General features: G+C 68.6%; 14 protein-coding genes. 8 read left to right on the top strand and 6 right to left on the bottom strand.

The annotated features are described in order from the left end of the window. Positions 1–38: 38 nt before the first annotated feature. Positions 39–524: a hypothetical protein gene (locus tag NX784_RS01315; protein ID WP_258814871.1), complete on the top strand. Its 486-nt coding sequence runs from the start codon at positions 39–41 to the stop codon at positions 522–524. A gap of 106 nt (positions 525–630) precedes the next feature. Beyond that, positions 631–1,614, top strand: a complete 984-nt coding sequence (locus NX784_RS01310) for a sensor domain-containing diguanylate cyclase (RefSeq protein ID WP_258814870.1) — start codon at positions 631–633, stop codon at positions 1,612–1,614. 6 nt (positions 1,615–1,620) lie between these two features. Here the strand turns inward: NX784_RS01310 and NX784_RS01305 are convergent, their stop codons facing one another. The 3 genes from NX784_RS01305 to NX784_RS01295 form a co-directional block, all read right to left on the bottom strand. Then, positions 1,621–3,828: a general stress protein gene (locus NX784_RS01305; RefSeq protein WP_258814869.1), complete on the bottom strand. Its 2,208-nt coding sequence runs from the start codon at positions 3,826–3,828 to the stop codon at positions 1,621–1,623. Between the two features lie 264 nt (positions 3,829–4,092). Further along, entirely contained in the window at positions 4,093–4,350 is a 258-nt protein-coding gene (locus tag NX784_RS01300) for a hypothetical protein (protein ID WP_258814868.1), read from the bottom strand. Positions 4,351–4,360: 10 nt separating this feature from the next. Next, positions 4,361–5,227 (bottom strand): DNA/RNA non-specific endonuclease, encoded by an 867-nt coding sequence (locus NX784_RS01295; RefSeq protein ID WP_258814867.1) that lies wholly within the window; start codon positions 5,225–5,227, stop codon positions 4,361–4,363. A 177-nt stretch (positions 5,228–5,404) separates the two neighbouring features. Here NX784_RS01295 and NX784_RS01290 point away from each other — a divergent pair, with 177 nt between their 5' ends. The 4 genes from NX784_RS01290 to NX784_RS01275 all read left to right on the top strand — a co-directional run bounded on the left by NX784_RS01290 (position 5,405) and on the right by NX784_RS01275 (position 6,634). After that, positions 5,405–5,797 carry a hypothetical protein gene (locus NX784_RS01290; RefSeq protein WP_258814866.1) on the top strand — a complete coding sequence of 131 codons (393 nt, stop codon included), beginning with the start codon at positions 5,405–5,407 and terminating at the stop codon, positions 5,795–5,797. Continuing rightward, positions 5,797–6,054 (top strand): DUF5985 family protein, encoded by a 258-nt coding sequence (locus NX784_RS01285; protein ID WP_258814865.1) that lies wholly within the window; start codon positions 5,797–5,799, stop codon positions 6,052–6,054. Before NX784_RS01290 ends, NX784_RS01285 begins: the two co-directional genes overlap by 1 nt. A 10-nt stretch (positions 6,055–6,064) precedes the next feature. Next, complete coding sequence (locus NX784_RS01280) at positions 6,065–6,346, top strand: DUF5985 family protein (protein ID WP_258814864.1); 282 nt, start codon at positions 6,065–6,067, stop codon at positions 6,344–6,346. A gap of 63 nt (positions 6,347–6,409) precedes the next feature. Beyond that, positions 6,410–6,634, top strand: a complete 225-nt coding sequence (locus NX784_RS01275; RefSeq protein ID WP_258814863.1) for a hypothetical protein — start codon at positions 6,410–6,412, stop codon at positions 6,632–6,634. On the opposite strand, the gene NX784_RS01270 is transcribed toward NX784_RS01275, so the two are convergent. Continuing rightward, on the bottom strand, positions 6,631–7,464 hold the full coding sequence (locus NX784_RS01270) for a phytanoyl-CoA dioxygenase family protein (RefSeq protein WP_258814862.1): 834 nt from the start codon (positions 7,462–7,464) through the stop codon (positions 6,631–6,633). The two genes, NX784_RS01275 and NX784_RS01270, sit on opposite strands and share 4 nt — an antisense overlap. Before the next feature lie 244 nt (positions 7,465–7,708). Between NX784_RS01270 and NX784_RS01265 the strand changes: the two genes are divergently transcribed. Beyond that, complete coding sequence (locus tag NX784_RS01265; RefSeq protein WP_258814861.1) at positions 7,709–10,072, top strand: hybrid sensor histidine kinase/response regulator; 2,364 nt, start codon at positions 7,709–7,711, stop codon at positions 10,070–10,072. On the opposite strand, the gene NX784_RS01260 is transcribed toward NX784_RS01265, so the two are convergent. Together NX784_RS01260 and NX784_RS01255 are read right to left on the bottom strand one after the other, a co-directional pair. After that, on the bottom strand, positions 10,052–10,489 hold the full coding sequence (locus NX784_RS01260; RefSeq protein WP_258814860.1) for an NUDIX domain-containing protein: 438 nt from the start codon (positions 10,487–10,489) through the stop codon (positions 10,052–10,054). The genes NX784_RS01265 and NX784_RS01260 overlap by 21 nt on opposite strands. Further along, complete coding sequence (locus NX784_RS01255) at positions 10,486–14,184, bottom strand: response regulator (RefSeq protein ID WP_258814859.1); 3,699 nt, start codon at positions 14,182–14,184, stop codon at positions 10,486–10,488. Before NX784_RS01255 ends, NX784_RS01260 begins: the two co-directional genes overlap by 4 nt. A 132-nt stretch (positions 14,185–14,316) precedes the next feature. Between NX784_RS01255 and NX784_RS01250 the strand changes: the two genes are divergently transcribed. Further along, the gene (locus NX784_RS01250; RefSeq protein ID WP_258814858.1) at positions 14,317–15,441 is read left to right on the top strand and encodes a mechanosensitive ion channel family protein; all 1,125 of its coding nucleotides are present in this window, start codon (positions 14,317–14,319) and stop codon (positions 15,439–15,441) included. Positions 15,442–15,578 lie beyond the last annotated feature (137 nt).

Raw genomic sequence — 15,578 nt, 5'->3', positions numbered from 1 at the left:
CTAACAGCGTCGTCCTAGTCCTCGTCGAAGGGATCGTCATGAAAACCCTGCTGCTCCAGTCGCTGCGCGCCATCGTCGGGGTCTTGCTGGTGCTGACCGTATGGCTCGGATGGGCCGACCGCGACCGCATGCTGGCGATGCCGGGCCGACTGCAGGCGGGCGCGCTGGGCCTCGCCATGATGGCCGTGCTGTTCGCGCTGTTGTGGCGGCGCGTGCGCAGCGAGGACCGCATTGCCCGGCTGGAAGCCGCGCTGTGCCGCGAACAGAAGGCGCGCAGCCAAGCCGACCAGGCGCTGGCCGAGTCCGACATGCTGCTGGGCCGCTTGACGGGTGGCAGCGATGCGCGCCGAGGCAACCTCGATCCGCTCGCGCAACTGGTCGCCATCCAGTCCGAGCTGCTGCAGGTACGCCGCCAGTATGCGCTCGAAGATCCGTTGCTGGCGTCGCGCATCGACCTGCTGTGTACCCGCGTCGACCGCGTCGCGCAGGCCGTCATCGCCGTGCATGCGGCCGAGTCGGGCTGATCACCGCTTTTCTCTTGAAAAAAATCAAGGGGCGTTATTGTCTCGAGCGCACAATCGGTTCTCGTCAGCAAGAAATTGCTCAATAGACAGAACCGAAGGACGGCTCATGACAAGCACAACAACAATACAGCGCCTCATGGATTCCTCGGGCGCTGCGGATCGCGCATTCGCCCACCAGCTGATGGAGACGCTGGCGATTCCCGTGTTCGTGCTCGATACGTCGTCGCGCGTCATGCTGTGGAACCGTGCCTGCGAACGGTTGACGGGCGTGCCGGCGCGCGACATCCTCGGCACGCGCGACCACTGGCGCAGCTTTTTCGAAGACCGCCGCCCTACCCTCGCCGACCTGCTGATCGAAGAGCGCGCCGCCGCGGACGGCCGCATCCCGACCTTGCACGGCCCGGCCGACGACCAGCATTTGACGGCCGAAAGCTGGTGCGACATGCCGCGCGTGGGCCGTCGGCGCTACCTGGCCGCGGACGCGAGCCCGATCTACGACGAACGCGGCCGGCTGGCGGCCGTCGTCGAGACCTTGCGCGACCTGACGGACGAAAAGCTGGCCCAGATCGCGCTCGAGCAACTGGCCACGCGCGACGGGCTCACGGGCCTGGCCAACCGCCGCTGCTTCGACGATACGCTGCACGCCGAGTGGGCGCGCTCGCTGCGCCAGCGCCAGCCGCTGTCGCTGCTGATGGTGGACGTCGACAATTTCAAGGCCTACAACGATGCCAACGGCCACCTGGGCGGCGACGAATGCCTGAAGCGTATCGCCACGGCGGTCGCGAGCGAGATGCGTGCGAACGACCTCGTGGCGCGCTACGGCGGCGAAGAATTCGCCGTGATCCTGCCGAACCAGTCGCTGAAAGGCGCCGCCAGCGTCGCCGAGCGCATCCGCACCCGCGTCGAGCAGCTGCAGGTCCCGAACCGCCAGGCGGCCCGGCACGGGACCGTGTCGATCGGCGCCGCCACCGCCATCGCCGCGCCGGACAACAGCGCCAGTGAACTGGTCGCCATTGCCGACGCCGCGCTGTACCGCGCCAAGCACATGGGGCGGAACCGGATCAGCCTGCCGTTGTCCGAAACCGCCTGACCGGCTTTACAGCGTGGCGCGGTCCCAGCCGTGCCGGATAGCCGCCTTCATCTTCTCCCAGGTAGACGCGCCGCCGGTGCCGTAGCGCGCATCCCAGTCCGCCCGCAGGTCGTTCTCGACGTCGGACCAGTCGCGGTTGCGGTAGCGTACGTCGTTGCGCATCTGGGCGCCGTAGCGGTAGGCCGGCGCGGTGTCGTCGTAGCTCGTGCCGCTGGAGGCGTACTGGCTCGACCAGTGCGTGCGGTAGTAGCTGTCGTCGTCCGCGCTCGTCGTGTCGCCCGTCATCTTTTCCCAGCCGTGGCGTACGGCCGCCTTGATGCGCTCCCATGCGGACGGCTCGCCATGCGCGCCGTATTTGCTGTGCCAGTCCTGCTTGAGGTCGCTTTCGGCATCGTCCCACGAGCGGTCGCGGTACGTGTCGCTGCTGCGCATCTCGTTACCGTAGCGGTAGGCCGGCTCGACGTCGTCATAGTCCGTCCCGGTGGACGCGTAATTGGACTCATAATGCGAGTGGTAGTACGTGGAATCGTCCATGTCGGGCGTGATCTTGTCCCAGCCATGGCGCACGGCGGCCTTGAATTTTTCCCACGTGGACGTGCCGCTCGTGTAGCGCGATTCCCAGTCGGCCTTCAGGTCGGACTCGGCGTCGTCCCAGTGGCGGCTGCGGTATTTCTGCAGCCGGCGCGCCTCGTCGCCGTAGCGGTAGGCCGGCAGATAGTCGTCGTATTTCTCGTTGGCGTTCGAGTAGCGCGCGTTCCAGTGCGTGCGGTAGTAGCGGTCGTCGTCGATGTCCGGGGTGATCTTGTCCCAGCCGCGGCGTACGGCGGCCTTGAACTTGTCCCACGTGGAGGCGCCCGGGTAGCGCGACTCCCAATCACGCTTCAGATCAGATTCGACCTCGTCCCAGGAGCGGTCGCGGTATTTGGAGGTCGCACGCATCTCGGTGCCGTAGCGGTAGGCCGGCTCGTACTCCTCGTAGCCGCCGCCCAGGCTCGAGTAATTGTCGTGCCAGTCGGAGTGGTACCAGTCGTCCGTGTTCAGGTCCGGCGTGATCTTGTCCCAGCCGTGGCGCACGGCCGCCTTGAATTTCTCCCACGTCGACGCGCCGGGGTTGCGGGCTTCCCAGTCCGTCCGCAGGTCGGATTCGACGTCGTCCCACGAGCGGTCGCGGTATTTGGCGTTCCTGCGCATCTCCGTACCGTAGCGGTATGCGGGTGCATAGTCGTCGTAGCTGTCGCCCAGGCCCGAGTAGTGCTGGGTCCAGTCGTTGCGGTAGGCGTCGTCGTAGGAGCTGCCGATGTCCTTGTCATGCGAGAACACGCGCACCTTGCCGCGCGAGCTCGACGTGGACGTGTCGCGCTGCATCGAACCTGACTGGGTGCCCATCATCGCGGTGCCGCCCAGCGACGTGTCGTCCGAGCCGGGAATCGACGCCGTGCCCTGCAGGACGGAGCCGGACTGGTTCAGCGAGCCGCCCTGCGACGCCTGGCGCGATGTGCCCGGATTCAGCGACGAGCTCTGCGTGCCGCTCAGCGTGTTGCCGCCGGTAGCGCTGTCGAGCGAGCCGCCGGATTGCTCGTTGGCCCCCAGCGGTTCCTGGTACGTCATGTCCTTCGGGACCGGATCGTTGATGTTCTGCGTGCCGAAGAAATTGCGGTCTTCCTCGGACGAGTATTGCAGCGAGCCCGGTTCCGTCCCCGGCGGCGTGCCCTGGTACGAGCCGGACGATGCGGCGCCGCTGCCGGCGCTGCCCGACTGCGCCGACATGCTGCGCGACTGCTGCATGCCGGACGCGCCCGCGCCGAGCACGCCCGCGCCGCCCGTCTCGCGCGCCCACTTGTCGTGGTGCTCGTCGATGTCGACGGGGCCGAAGCGCTCGATGATGTCCGCCGCGCGCTCCACTTCCGGCTCGGATTCCGTCGAGAGGGTCAGGACGTGGTGGCCGCGCGTGACGGCGTACGAATACTTCATCGCGTGCTCGTTCGTGTCGGACCCGAACAGGCTCGTGAAGAAATGCTTGATCGACGCGCCGAAGCCTTCCTCGTGTGCGCCCGCGAGCAATTCGTCGTTGCCCGTGACGCTGTTCGACTGGCCCGTGGGGTCGGCGCTGGAGAGGCTCGCATCGGTGCGCGAGAAGCCCGACGCCAGCAATTCGTCCAGCGCGTTCTGGGCATCGCTTCGGTTGTCGAAGACTGCTACTAAGGTATGTCGCATGATGGTTTCCTCCGGTGTCATCGTATGTTGCCGGCCTTGCCGAAGCGCGCCACGCCGACCTGCTCGCCGCCGAGCATGACGTTTTCCGCGTGGAGATCCTCGTGCCGGTTCCTTGTCGAGACTACTCCAAAGCGGCAGCGTTGCGCGCACCATTGACCCCGTACAACTCATGCGTAAACACCCTCGCGCGCGCCCTTGAAAAACGGGCCTCGCGGCCCGTGTCATCGATGGGTTTCGTGCGTACGCGCACGGACCGGCAAGCGCTCAGCCGAACGGATTCGCGACGGTCTTGACGTCCGGCGGCGGCAGCTTGTCCGGCAGGTTTTTCGCTTCCAGCGCGGCGACGACGCGGCCCAGCAGGTCGTGCAGCTGGCGGGCCTTGGCGAGGCCGTCCTTGTCGGCCGTGAGGTCGACGTCGCCGGACACCGTGATCCGGTCGACGCGGTTCTCCACCATCAGGCGTCCCACTTCGACGACGTCGGCTTCATTTTCGTACGGGGCGAAATTCGGTTTGCTGCTCATGGACTTCCTTTCAGTGGCGGTTGCGCCGGCCGCGCGGCGCCTTGTCGTGGATCTCCGGCAGGTCCAGCACGCGCTCCTTCTCCGCGTCGGAGAGCGCGGGCAACAGGTTGATGCCGATGATGCGTTCGAGCTCCGGGATCGGGATCACGTTCGCCTTGGCGTCCGCCGTGTTCTCCACGAACCAGGCGGCGCCGGCGCGCTGGCGCGGGCTGTACACCAGTTTATACAAATGCGTGGGCACGAGCACGTTGCCGATCTTGCGCAAGTCCGTGCCGAGGAATGCGGGACCCGTGACGACGTACAGGTCGCCTTCCTTCTTCGCCATGCGGCGGACGGCCCCTTCGATGCCGGCCCACAGGTTGCGGTTGTTCTCGCCGTCCTGCGGGACGATGTTGGCAAGGCTGAAGCTGTCGCGCTGGCTGTCGCGGTCGGGCATGTCGCCGTTCGGCGCCATGTGGCCGCGGTCGTAGCCGCTGCGCGCATAGTCGGACAGCTCGGCGCGCTGGTCGGACGGCAGCCGGGGCTCCGGGTGGAACGAATTTTCACGCGACAATTCCTGCGCCGCCTCGATGTTCTGCGCCTGCAGGTGCTCCGCCGACCACAGCGGCGTGCGCGTGACGCCGGAGTGCAGAACGCTGAACACGTTGAAGCACAGCGCCTCCGTTTCCTTGCCCAGCCGCGGGTTCGTGATGCGCGGCGGTTCGCCCGCCATGAAATGGTCGTGGCAGGTCTGTGGGCGCGGCGCGCCGGCGTCCGCATGCGCTGCCGTGTCGACCGCCGCCGGTCGCGCGGACCCGTGCGCGGCCTCGCGGTGGCAAGCGCCGAGCGACAAGAGCGACGTCAGCAGGAGTGCGGGTGTTAGCAACTTCTTCAGCATGATGAATCGACAAGATCAAGAATCCCACCATTTTAGCCGACGAGAGCTTGATCTCCCGCACGGGTTCCTGTCGCGAATACCGGGCGCACGGTTGCAAGCACACATGCATGTGCCGCAGGAATACTATAGAATCCCAGTTTCAAAATATAAAGTATGTTTGTCCAAACGTAGATGGCGATGGATAACTCATCCATACCCGAGGACCTCCGGCGCTTCGTGCTGACCAGCATTCCGTCGGTTCCTTTCCTGGAAGCGTTGCTGCTGATGCGCGCGGCGCCGGGCCAGATGTGGCACCGCGACATGTTGGCGCGGCGTCTGTACGTGCGCGAAAAAACGGCCGAGGATCTGCTGGACGAACTGTGCCGGGCGCGAGTCGCCGCCCTCTGCACGGAGCACGGCGTGGAAGGCTACCGCTACGCCCCCGCCGATGCCGGCCTGCGCGAGCGCATCGACCGCCTCGCCGACCTCTACGCGACCCACCTGGTCGAAGTCACGCACCTGATCCACTCCTCCCTCGACCGCAAGGCGCAGCAATTCGCGGACGCGTTCAAATGGCGCAAGGATTCCTGATGGCGATTACGATCTATACGCTGTGCACACTGACGTCGCTGGCTTGCGCCTGGCTGTTGTTCTGCAGCTACCGGCGCACCGGCCACCGCCTGCTGTTCTGGAGCGGCGCGTCGTTTGCCGTACTGACGATCAACAATGTGTTCCTCATGCTGGACAAGGTCGTGTTTCCCGACGTCTACCTGCTGCCCGTGCGCCAGGTGTCGGCCCTCGTGGCCGTGCTCCTGCTGCTGTACGGCCTGATCTACGAGAAAGAATAACGGGACCGATATGAGCGACCTGTTCTCCGGCGCCATCGCCATGGCCTCATTCATCATCGCGCTGTTCTTCCTGCGCTTCTGGCGCGATTCGCGCGACCGCTTCTTCCTGTACTTCGCCCTGTCGTTCGGCATCGAGGGCGTGCACCGGATCGTGTCGGCACTCAGTTACGACGACAACGAGGACTCGCCGCTGCACTACCTCGTCCGCCTGCTCGCATATGGACTGATCCTGTGGGCGATCCTGGAAAAGAACCTGCCCGCGCGCGGCGGCGGCCGGGAAGACGGCCGTTAGCGTGCGCCCGGCCACCCTCCCCTGCGCCATAATCGGCCTTGAGATCACCATCGGGAGGACGGCATGACCCAGCAAGACAAACCGAAAGACGGGCGCAGCGAGCAGCGCGCCGACCCCGGACAGGCGCAACGGGCGTCCAGCGGCGCCAAGGACCGCTCGGAGAACCTGCTGCCGGCGGACGACGCCGAGGACGGCCGCTACGACGTGGCCGAGGAAGTGAACCTCGACCAGCAATCCGACCAGCTGCGCCGCGTCGGCAAGCCGCCGAAGGACATCCCCGGCCGCTAACCCATCACTCCCATGCGCAGGCCCTCGATCGTGTGGGCCTGCTCGATGTTTTCCAGCGCCGGGACGATGCGGCAGCGCAGGTGATCGCGCACGGCATCCGGCAGCGCATCCCAGTACCCTTGCGTCACCTGCAGGTCGTGCTTGTCGGCGTTACGGCCGTCCGGCGCGTCCACGCCCAGCACGAGCACGGGCCGCGACTGGTTGCTGCGGTTCGCCGTGCCGCGATGGATCGTCAGCGCCGAGCGGGCCGAGATGTCGCCCACTTGAGGCAGCTTGCGCTGGGCGCGGGCCTCGTAGCGCGGATACAGCGACTGGTCCGGAAACATCGGATCGCCACCGGCCAGGTCGTCCCATTGCGTCCCCGGCGCGATCTCGAACGGCCCGATCTCCTCCGTCACGTCGACCGTCGTCAGGTTGAACGCGAGCGAATTCAGCCGGCGTCCCACGAGCGTCTCCGGCGGTGCCGGGAAGTCGCGGTGCCACGGCTGGTGCATGGCGCCGGGGAACGGGATGTCGAAGCCGACCTCCACGATCTTGTAGTCCGGCCCGAGTACGGCCCGGCACACGGCCACGACCCACGGATGCGTGGCCAGCTCGACGAAGCCGCGCAGCCGCTCGGGATGCACCTCGACGTAATAGCGGAACGGGCCGCGCTCGAGGGCGCCGCGCGGGCGCGCACGCGCCTCGGCGAACAGGGTTTCGATGTCTTCCTTCACTTGCGCCACCCATCCGGCGCTGAGGGCGCCCTTGCAGGCGATGATGCCGTCGCCGTACAGGCCGCCCATGATGGCGGCCACGTCGTAGCCGGCGCTCTCGTTCGATACTTGCATGGTGTTCTCCTTGCTGTGCAGCGGGACCGGCACGGTGGACCGGCGCGCCCGCGGCCCCATCCTACCGGCGATGCGTGGCACACGGCGCCCGGCTGTCCGGAGGCAGTTGACAGCGGGGCCCGCAACTCCTACATTCGGAACACAATGAACTCGACACTCTGCATATGCATGCCGCGGTAACGACCGCTCCGGACGCGTCCCGGCGCGCGCCGTGCCTCGCGCCTGCCGCGCGCGGAGCATATGCATGAGTGGCGCCTCCCAAGGACGCGTGCTGTTCCTGTGCGACCGTCCGGTCCCGGACCCGGCCGTCGGCACCGTCGCCGCGGAACAGGGCTATGAGCTCGTGCGCGCCCGCACGCTGGACGAGGCCCTGTGCCACGCGCGCCACCCGGACGACCAGCCCGGCTTTGCCCTGGTCCTGGCCGGCTATTCCGGCGATACCGGCCTTCTGCTCGAGAGCGTGCGCCGGTTGCGCGCGGCGCTGCCGGAAGCGCCCGTCATCGTCCACGGCATCCCCGCCGCACCGCCTTTCACGCTGGAGTCGCTGTACGATGCGGGGGCGCTCGCCGTGCTGCACGACCCCGTATCGCTGCCGATCCTGCGGGCCAAGGTGCGCTTCTTCCTCGATGCCTACGCGACGGCGGACAAGCGGCGGCATGCGGAAGCGGCGTTGCAGGAAACCCGCGCGCGCCTGGAAGCCATCATCACCGCCGCCGAGGTGGCCGTGTGGACGATGGACATCGCGACCGGCCGCGTCATTGCCGACGCCCGCATGGTCGAGATGTTCGGCCTGGCGCCGGAGGACGGGGCCGGCGCCGACGTGGCGGCCTATTTCGCCGTCATCCATCCCGACGACGTGCCGCCCACGCAAGCGCTGCTCGGCCGCGCCATGCAGACGGGCGAACCGTACGACGCCACGTTCCGCGTCCGGACGGCCGACGGCGGCTGGCGCTGGGTCATCGCGCGCGGCCGTCTGGACCGCACCGGCGGCGGCCCGCGCGGCATGATGCGGGGCGTCGTGATCGACGCATCGCTGCAGAAACAGGCCGAGGAGCGGCTGCAGGCCAGCGAGGAGCGCTACCGCACGCTGTTCGATGCGATCGGCGAGGCCGTGTGCGTCATCGAGATGGTGTACGATGACGCCGGCATCCCGTGCGACTACCGCTTCCTCGAAGTGAACCCCGCCTTCGTGACGGCCACCGGCCTCGCCGGCGCCGCCGGGCACACGGTGCGCGCGCTGGCGCCGTCGGAAGCGGCGCGCTGGCTCGACGCCTTCGCCAAGGTCGCGGCAGGCGGCGCACCCGTCCACTTCGTCGACCAGATCGAGCGGCTCGAGCGCTGGTACGACGTGTACGCGGCGCGCGTGGGCCCCGTGGGCAGCCGCAAGGTCGTCGTGCTGTTCACGGACATCACGGAACGCCGCCGCACCGAACTCGAACTGCGCCGCCTCGCCGACGACCTGGCCGAGCAGGACCGCCGCAAGACGGCGTTCCTCGCGACGCTCGCGCACGAGCTGCGCAACCCGCTCGCGCCGATCCGCAGTGGCCTGCAGCTGATGCGCCGCACCCGCTCGGACCCCACCGCCATCGCGCGCGTGCAGGACATCATGGACCGCCAGCTCGACCACCTCGTGCACCTCGTCGACGACCTGCTCGACGTGGCCCGCATCACACGCGGCCAGGTCGAACTGAAACCCGCGCTCGTCAACCTGGCCGACGTGCTGAACGCGGCCGTCGAGACGAGCATGCCGCTGATCGAGGCGGCGCGCCACCGGCTCGACGTGCGCCTGCCGCCGCAAGCCTTGACGCTGCATGCGGACGCCACCCGCATCACCCAGGTGGTCAGCAACCTCCTGAACAACGCGGCGAAGTACACGCCGCGCGGCGGCCATATCGTGCTGGCGGCGGAACGCGACGGCGACCAGGCGTTGATCGCCGTGTCCGACAACGGGATCGGCATCCCGCCCGAATCGCTGGGCGAGGTCTTCCAGATGTTCACCCAGGTGGCCCACGCGGTGCAGCACATGCCGGGCGGGCTCGGGATCGGCCTGTCGCTCGTGCGCAGCCTCGTCGAACTGCACGGCGGGACGATCACGGCGGCCAGCGCCGGCACGGGCACGGGCAGCGTATTCACCGTGCGGCTGCCGCTCGCGCGCAGCGCGCCCGCGACGGACACAGTCCCGGCGCCGGCACCCGCCGAGGCGCCCGCCGTGCACGCGCTGCGGCTGCTCGTCGTGGACGACAACCGCGACGCCGCCGACACGCTGGCCGCCCTGTTGTCCGTGATGGGGCACGACGTCGTCGTCGCGCATGGCGGGCACCAGGCGCTGCGCATGCTCGACGGCTTGCAGCCGGACGCCGTATTCCTCGACATCGGCATGCCCGGCATGTCCGGCTACGAGGTCGCCGAGGCGGTGCGGCGCGAGCCGCGCAACGATGGCGTGATGCTGGTCGCGCTCACGGGCTGGGGCGGCGCGGCCGACCGGGCGCGCACCGCGGAGGCCGGGTTCGACGCCCACCTGACGAAGCCGGCGACGGTGACGGCGATCGAATCCGTGCTGCGCGACGTCGAGGCGCGCCGTGCCCCCTCACCAGCCGATCGCGAGTAGCCGCGCGGCCATGCGCGGCCAGCACAAGGTCGCCACTTCGTCGCGCGTGGCCCAGCGGAAGCCGTCCATTTCCGGCGTCGGCGCGCCCGTCGCGTGGTGCGGATACATGCTCGTGCAGGCGAGGTGCGCGAGGTCCGGCAACGTGGCGCCGACGTCCACGCGGTACAGGTGCAGCACCTTGTCGCGGCGGTAGTCGAAGCGCCCCAGTTCGCGGAACGCTTGCGGCGCAAATTCCAGGCCCATCTCTTCGCGCAGCTCGCGCATCGCCGCTTCCAGCGTGGTCTCGCCCGGGTCTTGCAAGCCTTTCGGGATGTCCCAGCGGGGCGTGTGCGTCACGTGGCCCAGCAGCAGGCGCCCGGTCGCGTCGACGACGAGCGTGCCGCATGAGACGTCGACGGTGGTTGGTCCCTTCCTCATGGCAGTGTGCGCCCGGCGGCGGCCAGCGCCTGTTCCAGCGCCTCCAGGCTCACGGGCTTCGTCAGGTGCTGGTCGAAGCCCGCATCGTGCGACTGCTGCTGGTCGCTCTGCGCGCCCCATCCCGTCAGCGCGATGAGGACGATCTGGCGCACGCCCTGGCTGTGGCGGATCGCGCGCGCCACCTCATAGCCGCTCATGCCGGGCAGGCCGATGTCGAGCAGTACGAGGTCGGGCCGCACGTCCAGCGCCAGGTGCAGGCCTTGCGGACCGTCGCGCGCGACCCACGTCGTGTGGCCGAGCACTTCCAGCAGCGCGACGAGGCTGTCGGCGGCGTCCGCGTTGTCGTCCACGACGAGCACACGCAGCGGCGCCGGCGGCCGCGGCTCGGCGTTGTCGCCCGCATCCGCGCCGGCCGTGCGGGCGTGCGGCGAACCGGGATGCAGCGGCAGGCGCACGGTGAACGTGCTGCCCCGGCCGCGCCCGGCCGAGAACGCGCTGACGCGGCCGCCGTGCAGTTCGACGAGGCGGCGCACGAGCGAGAGGCCGATGCCGAGGCCGCCCTGCGCGCGGTCCAGGCTGCCGCGCACCTGCGTGAACATCTCGAACACGGAGCCGATCGCCTCGGGCGGGATGCCGATGCCCGAGTCGGACACGGCGACGACGGCATGCCCGTCCTCGCGCCAGGCGCCCAGCGTGAGGCGCCCGCCGGACGGCGTGTACTTGGCCGCGTTGTTGAGCAGGTTCGACAGCACCTGCACCATCCGCGTGACGTCCGCCAGCAGCGGGAGCGGCTCGGCGGGCACGTCCACCTCGAGCCGGTGGCCGTGGCTCTCGACCAGTGCGGCGCTGGTCTCGACGGCCATCTGCACGATGGCTTTCAGGTCGACCTCTTCCTTCTTGAGCTCGATCTTGCCGCGCGTGATGCGGGCGATGTCGAGCAGGTCGTCGACGAGGTGGATCAGGTGGCCCAGCTGGCGGTCCATCATCGCGTGCACGCGGGCGGCCGCGTCCGGGTCGCGCGGGGCCATGCGCAACAGGTCGAGGCCCGTGCGGATCGGCGCGAGCGGGTTGCGCAGCTCGTGCGCCAGCGTGGCGAGGAATTCGCTCTTGCGGTGGTCCGCTTCCGACAGGTCGGCGGCCACGCGGCGCAGCTCGCCCTCGGCGCGCTTCTGCGCCGTGATGTCGCGCGTGATCGTGGCGAGCCCGATGTTGTTGCCGTCGGCATCGCGCACGGCAAAGCCCTTGAAGTAGACGGGGACGGGTTCGCGCCCGTCCGGCTGCGCGAGGCGCAGTTCGCCTTCCCACGCGGCAGCAATGCCCGTCAGCGCGGCCATCACGTGGTCGCGCACGAACGGCCGGTCCTCGCGCGGGAAGAAGTCGATCATGCGCCACGCGGCGATGTTCGTGCGCTCGTCCAGGCCCGTGAGGCGCCGTCCGGCCGGGTTCAGGTAGATGCCGCCCGCATCCGGCGTGAAGATGCCGATGAAGTCGGACGACTGCTCGGCCACCGCTGCCAGCCGGCGGATGCCCTCCTCGGCGCGGCGGCGGTCCGTCTCGTCGCGGAAGTACAGCGCGAGGCCGCCCGTTTCCGCGCCGGCCGCGTCCATCGGGAAGGAATTGATCTCGATCCAGCGGTGCTGGTCGTCGTCGTACGCTTCGATGCGGCTGCGCGTCCGCTCCAGCGCCGTGCGCCGCAGCGCCTGTTCCTGCGCGCCGCCCCGCAGCCGCGCGAACAAGTCCCAGAATTGCGCGCCGACGAGCTCCGCGCGCTGCCGGCGCGTGACGGCTTCCGCCGCGCCGTTCGCGTACGTGATGCGCCAGGCCGGGTCAAGCGCGATGAAGCCCTCGCTCATGCTTTCGAGGATTGCGCGCGAGCGGTGTTCGGCCGCCTGGCGTTCGGCCGCCTCGTGACGCTGGCCGATCACCAGCGACGCCGTGTTGGCCAGCAGTGCCAGCGCGGCTTCTTCGTGCGGCCCGGGCAGGCGGCGATCGCGGTAGTACAGCGTGAACGTGCCCAGCACGGCGCCCGACGGGGCCAGGATCGGGAGCGCGCGCGCCGCGGCCAGCCCGTGCGCCCGGGCGATCGCGACGTATGGCTGCCATAGCGGGTCCGTGGCGATGTCGGCGCAGCCGATCGGTTCGCCGCGCCACGCCGCGCTGCCCGCCGCGCCGGCCACGGGGTCGACGGGTACCGCGTCGATCGCGCGCTGGAATTCGATATCGAGCGACGGCGCCGCGGCGTGGCGCAGCCGGCCGTCCGGCGCCATCAATTGCACGGAGGCGAGCGCCGCGCCGCCGCCGTAGTCTTCGGCCGTGCGGGCCAGCACGTCCAGCACGTCGCCCAGCGGCGCATCGGTGACGGCCAGTTCCAGCGCACCGCGCTGGCCGATCGCGAGCAGGTTCGCGCGCGTGCGTTCGGTGACGTCCACGCCGTGAAGGAGCACGCCGGACACGCTGCCATCCGGGTCGCGCAAGGCCATGCAGACGAAGTCGAGGAAGTGTTCGGCGATGGCGGCGCCTCCGGCATCGGCATCGGCATCCTGCAGCATCAGCAGACGCACGTTATGGCCTTCGACCGCCTCGCCGCTGCGGTAGACGCGATCGAGCACGTCGACGAAGCCCTGCCCTTCCAGTTCCGGCAGCGCGACGCGCACCGGGCGCTGCGCGAGCGGGCGGCCGCCGGCCAGTTCCAGGTAGCGCTGGTTGGCCATCTCGATCACGTGTTCCGGTCCGCTCATCACGCACATGATGGCCGGGGCGCGATGGAAGATGTCGCGCATGCGTTCGCTGGCCGCCTGCAGTTCGCGCAGCAGGCGCTCGCGTTCGGCCTCCGCCTCGCGCCGGCTGTCGTCCAGGAGCTGCTCGCTCTCCGCGAGGCGTTCGGCGGCGAGCTTTTCCGCCGTCGCGTCGCGGATGATCTTGGCGAAGCCCACGTGCGTGCCCGCCTCGTCGCGCAACGGCACCAGCACGCCGTCGGCGTAGAAGCGGGTGCCGTCGCGCCGCACGTGCCAGCGGCGGTCGTCCGCGCGGCCCTGCTCGAGCGCGCGCCGCGCTTCCTGTGCGGGCACGCCGGCCGCCGCGTCGTCCGCCGTGAACAGCACGTCGGCACTGCGGCCGTGCACGGCATCCGCTTCCCACCCCGTGATGGCGGCCGCGCCGCCTTCCCATTCCGTGATGATGCGGTCGACGTCGGTGCCGATGAACGCGTAGTCGCGAATGTTGTCGAGGATGAGGCGCAGCCGTGCGTCGCGCGAGCGGATCTGCGCGCGATGGCGTTCTTCCTCGATGCGCGCCAGCTCCGCACTCTTGCGGAACAGGTCGATGAAGACGGCGACCTTCGCGCGCAGCACGACGGGATTGAACGGCTTGGTGAGGTAGTCGACGGCGCCCAGCGCGTACGCGCGCTCGAGCGGGAATTCGTTGGCGTCGCCGGCGGTCAGGAAGATGATCGGCAGGCTGTGCGTTCGCGGGTGTTCGCGGATCAGGCCGGCGAGCTCGAAGCCGTTCATCGTCGGCATGCGCACGTCCAGCAGCACGACGGCGAAGTCGTTGGCGAGCACTTCGCGCAAGGCGGCCTCACCCGACGTCACGGCGACGAGCGTCTGGCCCAGGTCCGCCAGGATGGCTTCCAGCACCGCCAGGTTGGCCGGCTGGTCGTCGACGAGCAGGATCTTGGTGGTCTGTTCGGGGGCCATCGGCTGTGCGGCAATATGAATTGATGCAAATAAGACAATGTATGCTGCGTCCTGCTGAAAGTCAATTGTGCGCGGCGTGGCGGCGCCCGCCCCCAAACTAGCGGCTGGCTTTCGCACCTCTGGAGTGTCTCGATGATGTTTCCGTTCCTGTCCCGGACAGGCCATTTTTCTTTTCTCGGCAACCCGTTCGAAGCCTGGGTCGCGGCGCTGGCGGTGACGTTGGGCGCCGCGATCGCGATGGTGTTCGTGCGGGCCTTCGTGCTGCGGCGCGTGGCTAACGTGGCGCGGCGCACCCGCACGCGGCTGGACGATTTCGTCACCCGGATGCTGTCGCAGACGTATCTGTTGTTCATCGTCGTGTTCGCGATGTATGCCGGCAGTACGTTCCTGGAGCTGTCGGCGAGGCAGGAAAAATTCGTCGCCCGCATCGCCATCGCGGCACTGATGCTGCAGGCCGCCGTCTGGGGCGACACGGGCCTGCGCGCGTGGCGCGACCAGTTCAGCATCGGTCCCGTGGACGGTGAGCGCCGGGCATCCAGCAGCGTGTTGTGCTTCATCTCCCGCCTGCTGCTGTGGGTCGTCGTCACGTTGATGATCCTCGACAATTTCGGGATCAATATCACCACCCTGGTCGCGAGCCTGGGCATCGGCGGCGTTGCCGTCGCTCTGGCCACGCAGAACATCCTGGGCGACCTGTTCGCCTCGCTTTCGATCATGCTGGACAAGCCGTTCGAGGTCGGCGATTTCATCATCGTGGGCGACGTCCTCGGCTCCGTCGAGCACATCGGCCTCAAGACGACGCGCGTGCGCGGCCTGGGCGGCGAGCAGGTCGTGTTTTCGAACGGCGAACTACTGAAAAGCCGCATCCACAATCACAAGCGCATGCAGACGCGGCGCGTCGCCTTCGTGCTGCGCGTCGCGTACGGTATGCCGGAAGACCTGCTGTGCCGCATCCCAAACATCATCCGGGCGATCATCGCGAGCAAGCCGAACATCGACTTCGAGCGTGCGCACTTCTTCGCCTGGGGCCAGTGGTCGCTGGATTTCGAAGTCGTCTACCACTACCGCAGCCCGGACTACATCCTGCACATGGACGCGCAGCAGGACATCTTCCTCGAGATCTACCGCCGCTTCCAGCAGGAGGGCATCGAGTTCGCGCACCCGTTGTCGATCGTGCGCCTCGACGACCCGAGGCTGGCCGAGACCTTCCTGCGCCGCGATGGTGCACCGCCGCCGCCGGGCCCCGCATTCCACTGACTGTTGCACCAAAATGGACAGACTCATCCTACAAGCCAGCCGTGAGAACTCCTATTCCGCACGCATACCGCGGGTCTTAACATGCACCCACCTCTTCCCGACACGGCGGCTTCGACAGCCCGGCCGCCAGGGAAGTG

This window comes from Massilia pinisoli (assembly GCF_024753285.1).
In the GTDB taxonomy this organism is placed as follows: Bacteria; Pseudomonadota; Gammaproteobacteria; order Burkholderiales; family Burkholderiaceae_D; genus Telluria; species Telluria pinisoli.
Note: the sequence above shows the minus strand (reverse complement) of the source record. Positions and strands in the feature narration are given on the sequence as shown.

Excerpts from the sequence above, each read along its gene's own strand:
- NX784_RS01285 (WP_258814865.1), top strand. The coding sequence starts at position 5,797 with ATGGCGATTACGATCTATACGCTGTGCACACTGACGTCGCTGGCTTGC.
- NX784_RS01255 (WP_258814859.1), bottom strand. The coding sequence starts at position 14,184 with ATGGCCCCCGAACAGACCACCAAGATCCTGCTCGTCGACGACCAGCCG.
- NX784_RS01250 (WP_258814858.1), top strand. The coding sequence starts at position 14,317 with ATGATGTTTCCGTTCCTGTCCCGGACAGGCCATTTTTCTTTTCTCGGC.
- NX784_RS01315 (WP_258814871.1), top strand. The coding sequence starts at position 39 with ATGAAAACCCTGCTGCTCCAGTCGCTGCGCGCCATCGTCGGGGTCTTG.
- NX784_RS01290 (WP_258814866.1), top strand. The coding sequence starts at position 5,405 with ATGGATAACTCATCCATACCCGAGGACCTCCGGCGCTTCGTGCTGACC.
- NX784_RS01265 (WP_258814861.1), top strand. The coding sequence starts at position 7,709 with ATGAGTGGCGCCTCCCAAGGACGCGTGCTGTTCCTGTGCGACCGTCCG.
- NX784_RS01310 (WP_258814870.1), top strand. The coding sequence starts at position 631 with ATGACAAGCACAACAACAATACAGCGCCTCATGGATTCCTCGGGCGCT.
- NX784_RS01260 (WP_258814860.1), bottom strand. The coding sequence starts at position 10,489 with ATGAGGAAGGGACCAACCACCGTCGACGTCTCATGCGGCACGCTCGTC.
- NX784_RS01270 (WP_258814862.1), bottom strand. The coding sequence starts at position 7,464 with ATGCAAGTATCGAACGAGAGCGCCGGCTACGACGTGGCCGCCATCATG.
- NX784_RS01305 (WP_258814869.1), bottom strand. The coding sequence starts at position 3,828 with ATGCGACATACCTTAGTAGCAGTCTTCGACAACCGAAGCGATGCCCAG.
- NX784_RS01300 (WP_258814868.1), bottom strand. The coding sequence starts at position 4,350 with ATGAGCAGCAAACCGAATTTCGCCCCGTACGAAAATGAAGCCGACGTC.
- NX784_RS01280 (WP_258814864.1), top strand. The coding sequence starts at position 6,065 with ATGAGCGACCTGTTCTCCGGCGCCATCGCCATGGCCTCATTCATCATC.
- NX784_RS01275 (WP_258814863.1), top strand. The coding sequence starts at position 6,410 with ATGACCCAGCAAGACAAACCGAAAGACGGGCGCAGCGAGCAGCGCGCC.
- NX784_RS01295 (WP_258814867.1), bottom strand. The coding sequence starts at position 5,227 with ATGCTGAAGAAGTTGCTAACACCCGCACTCCTGCTGACGTCGCTCTTG.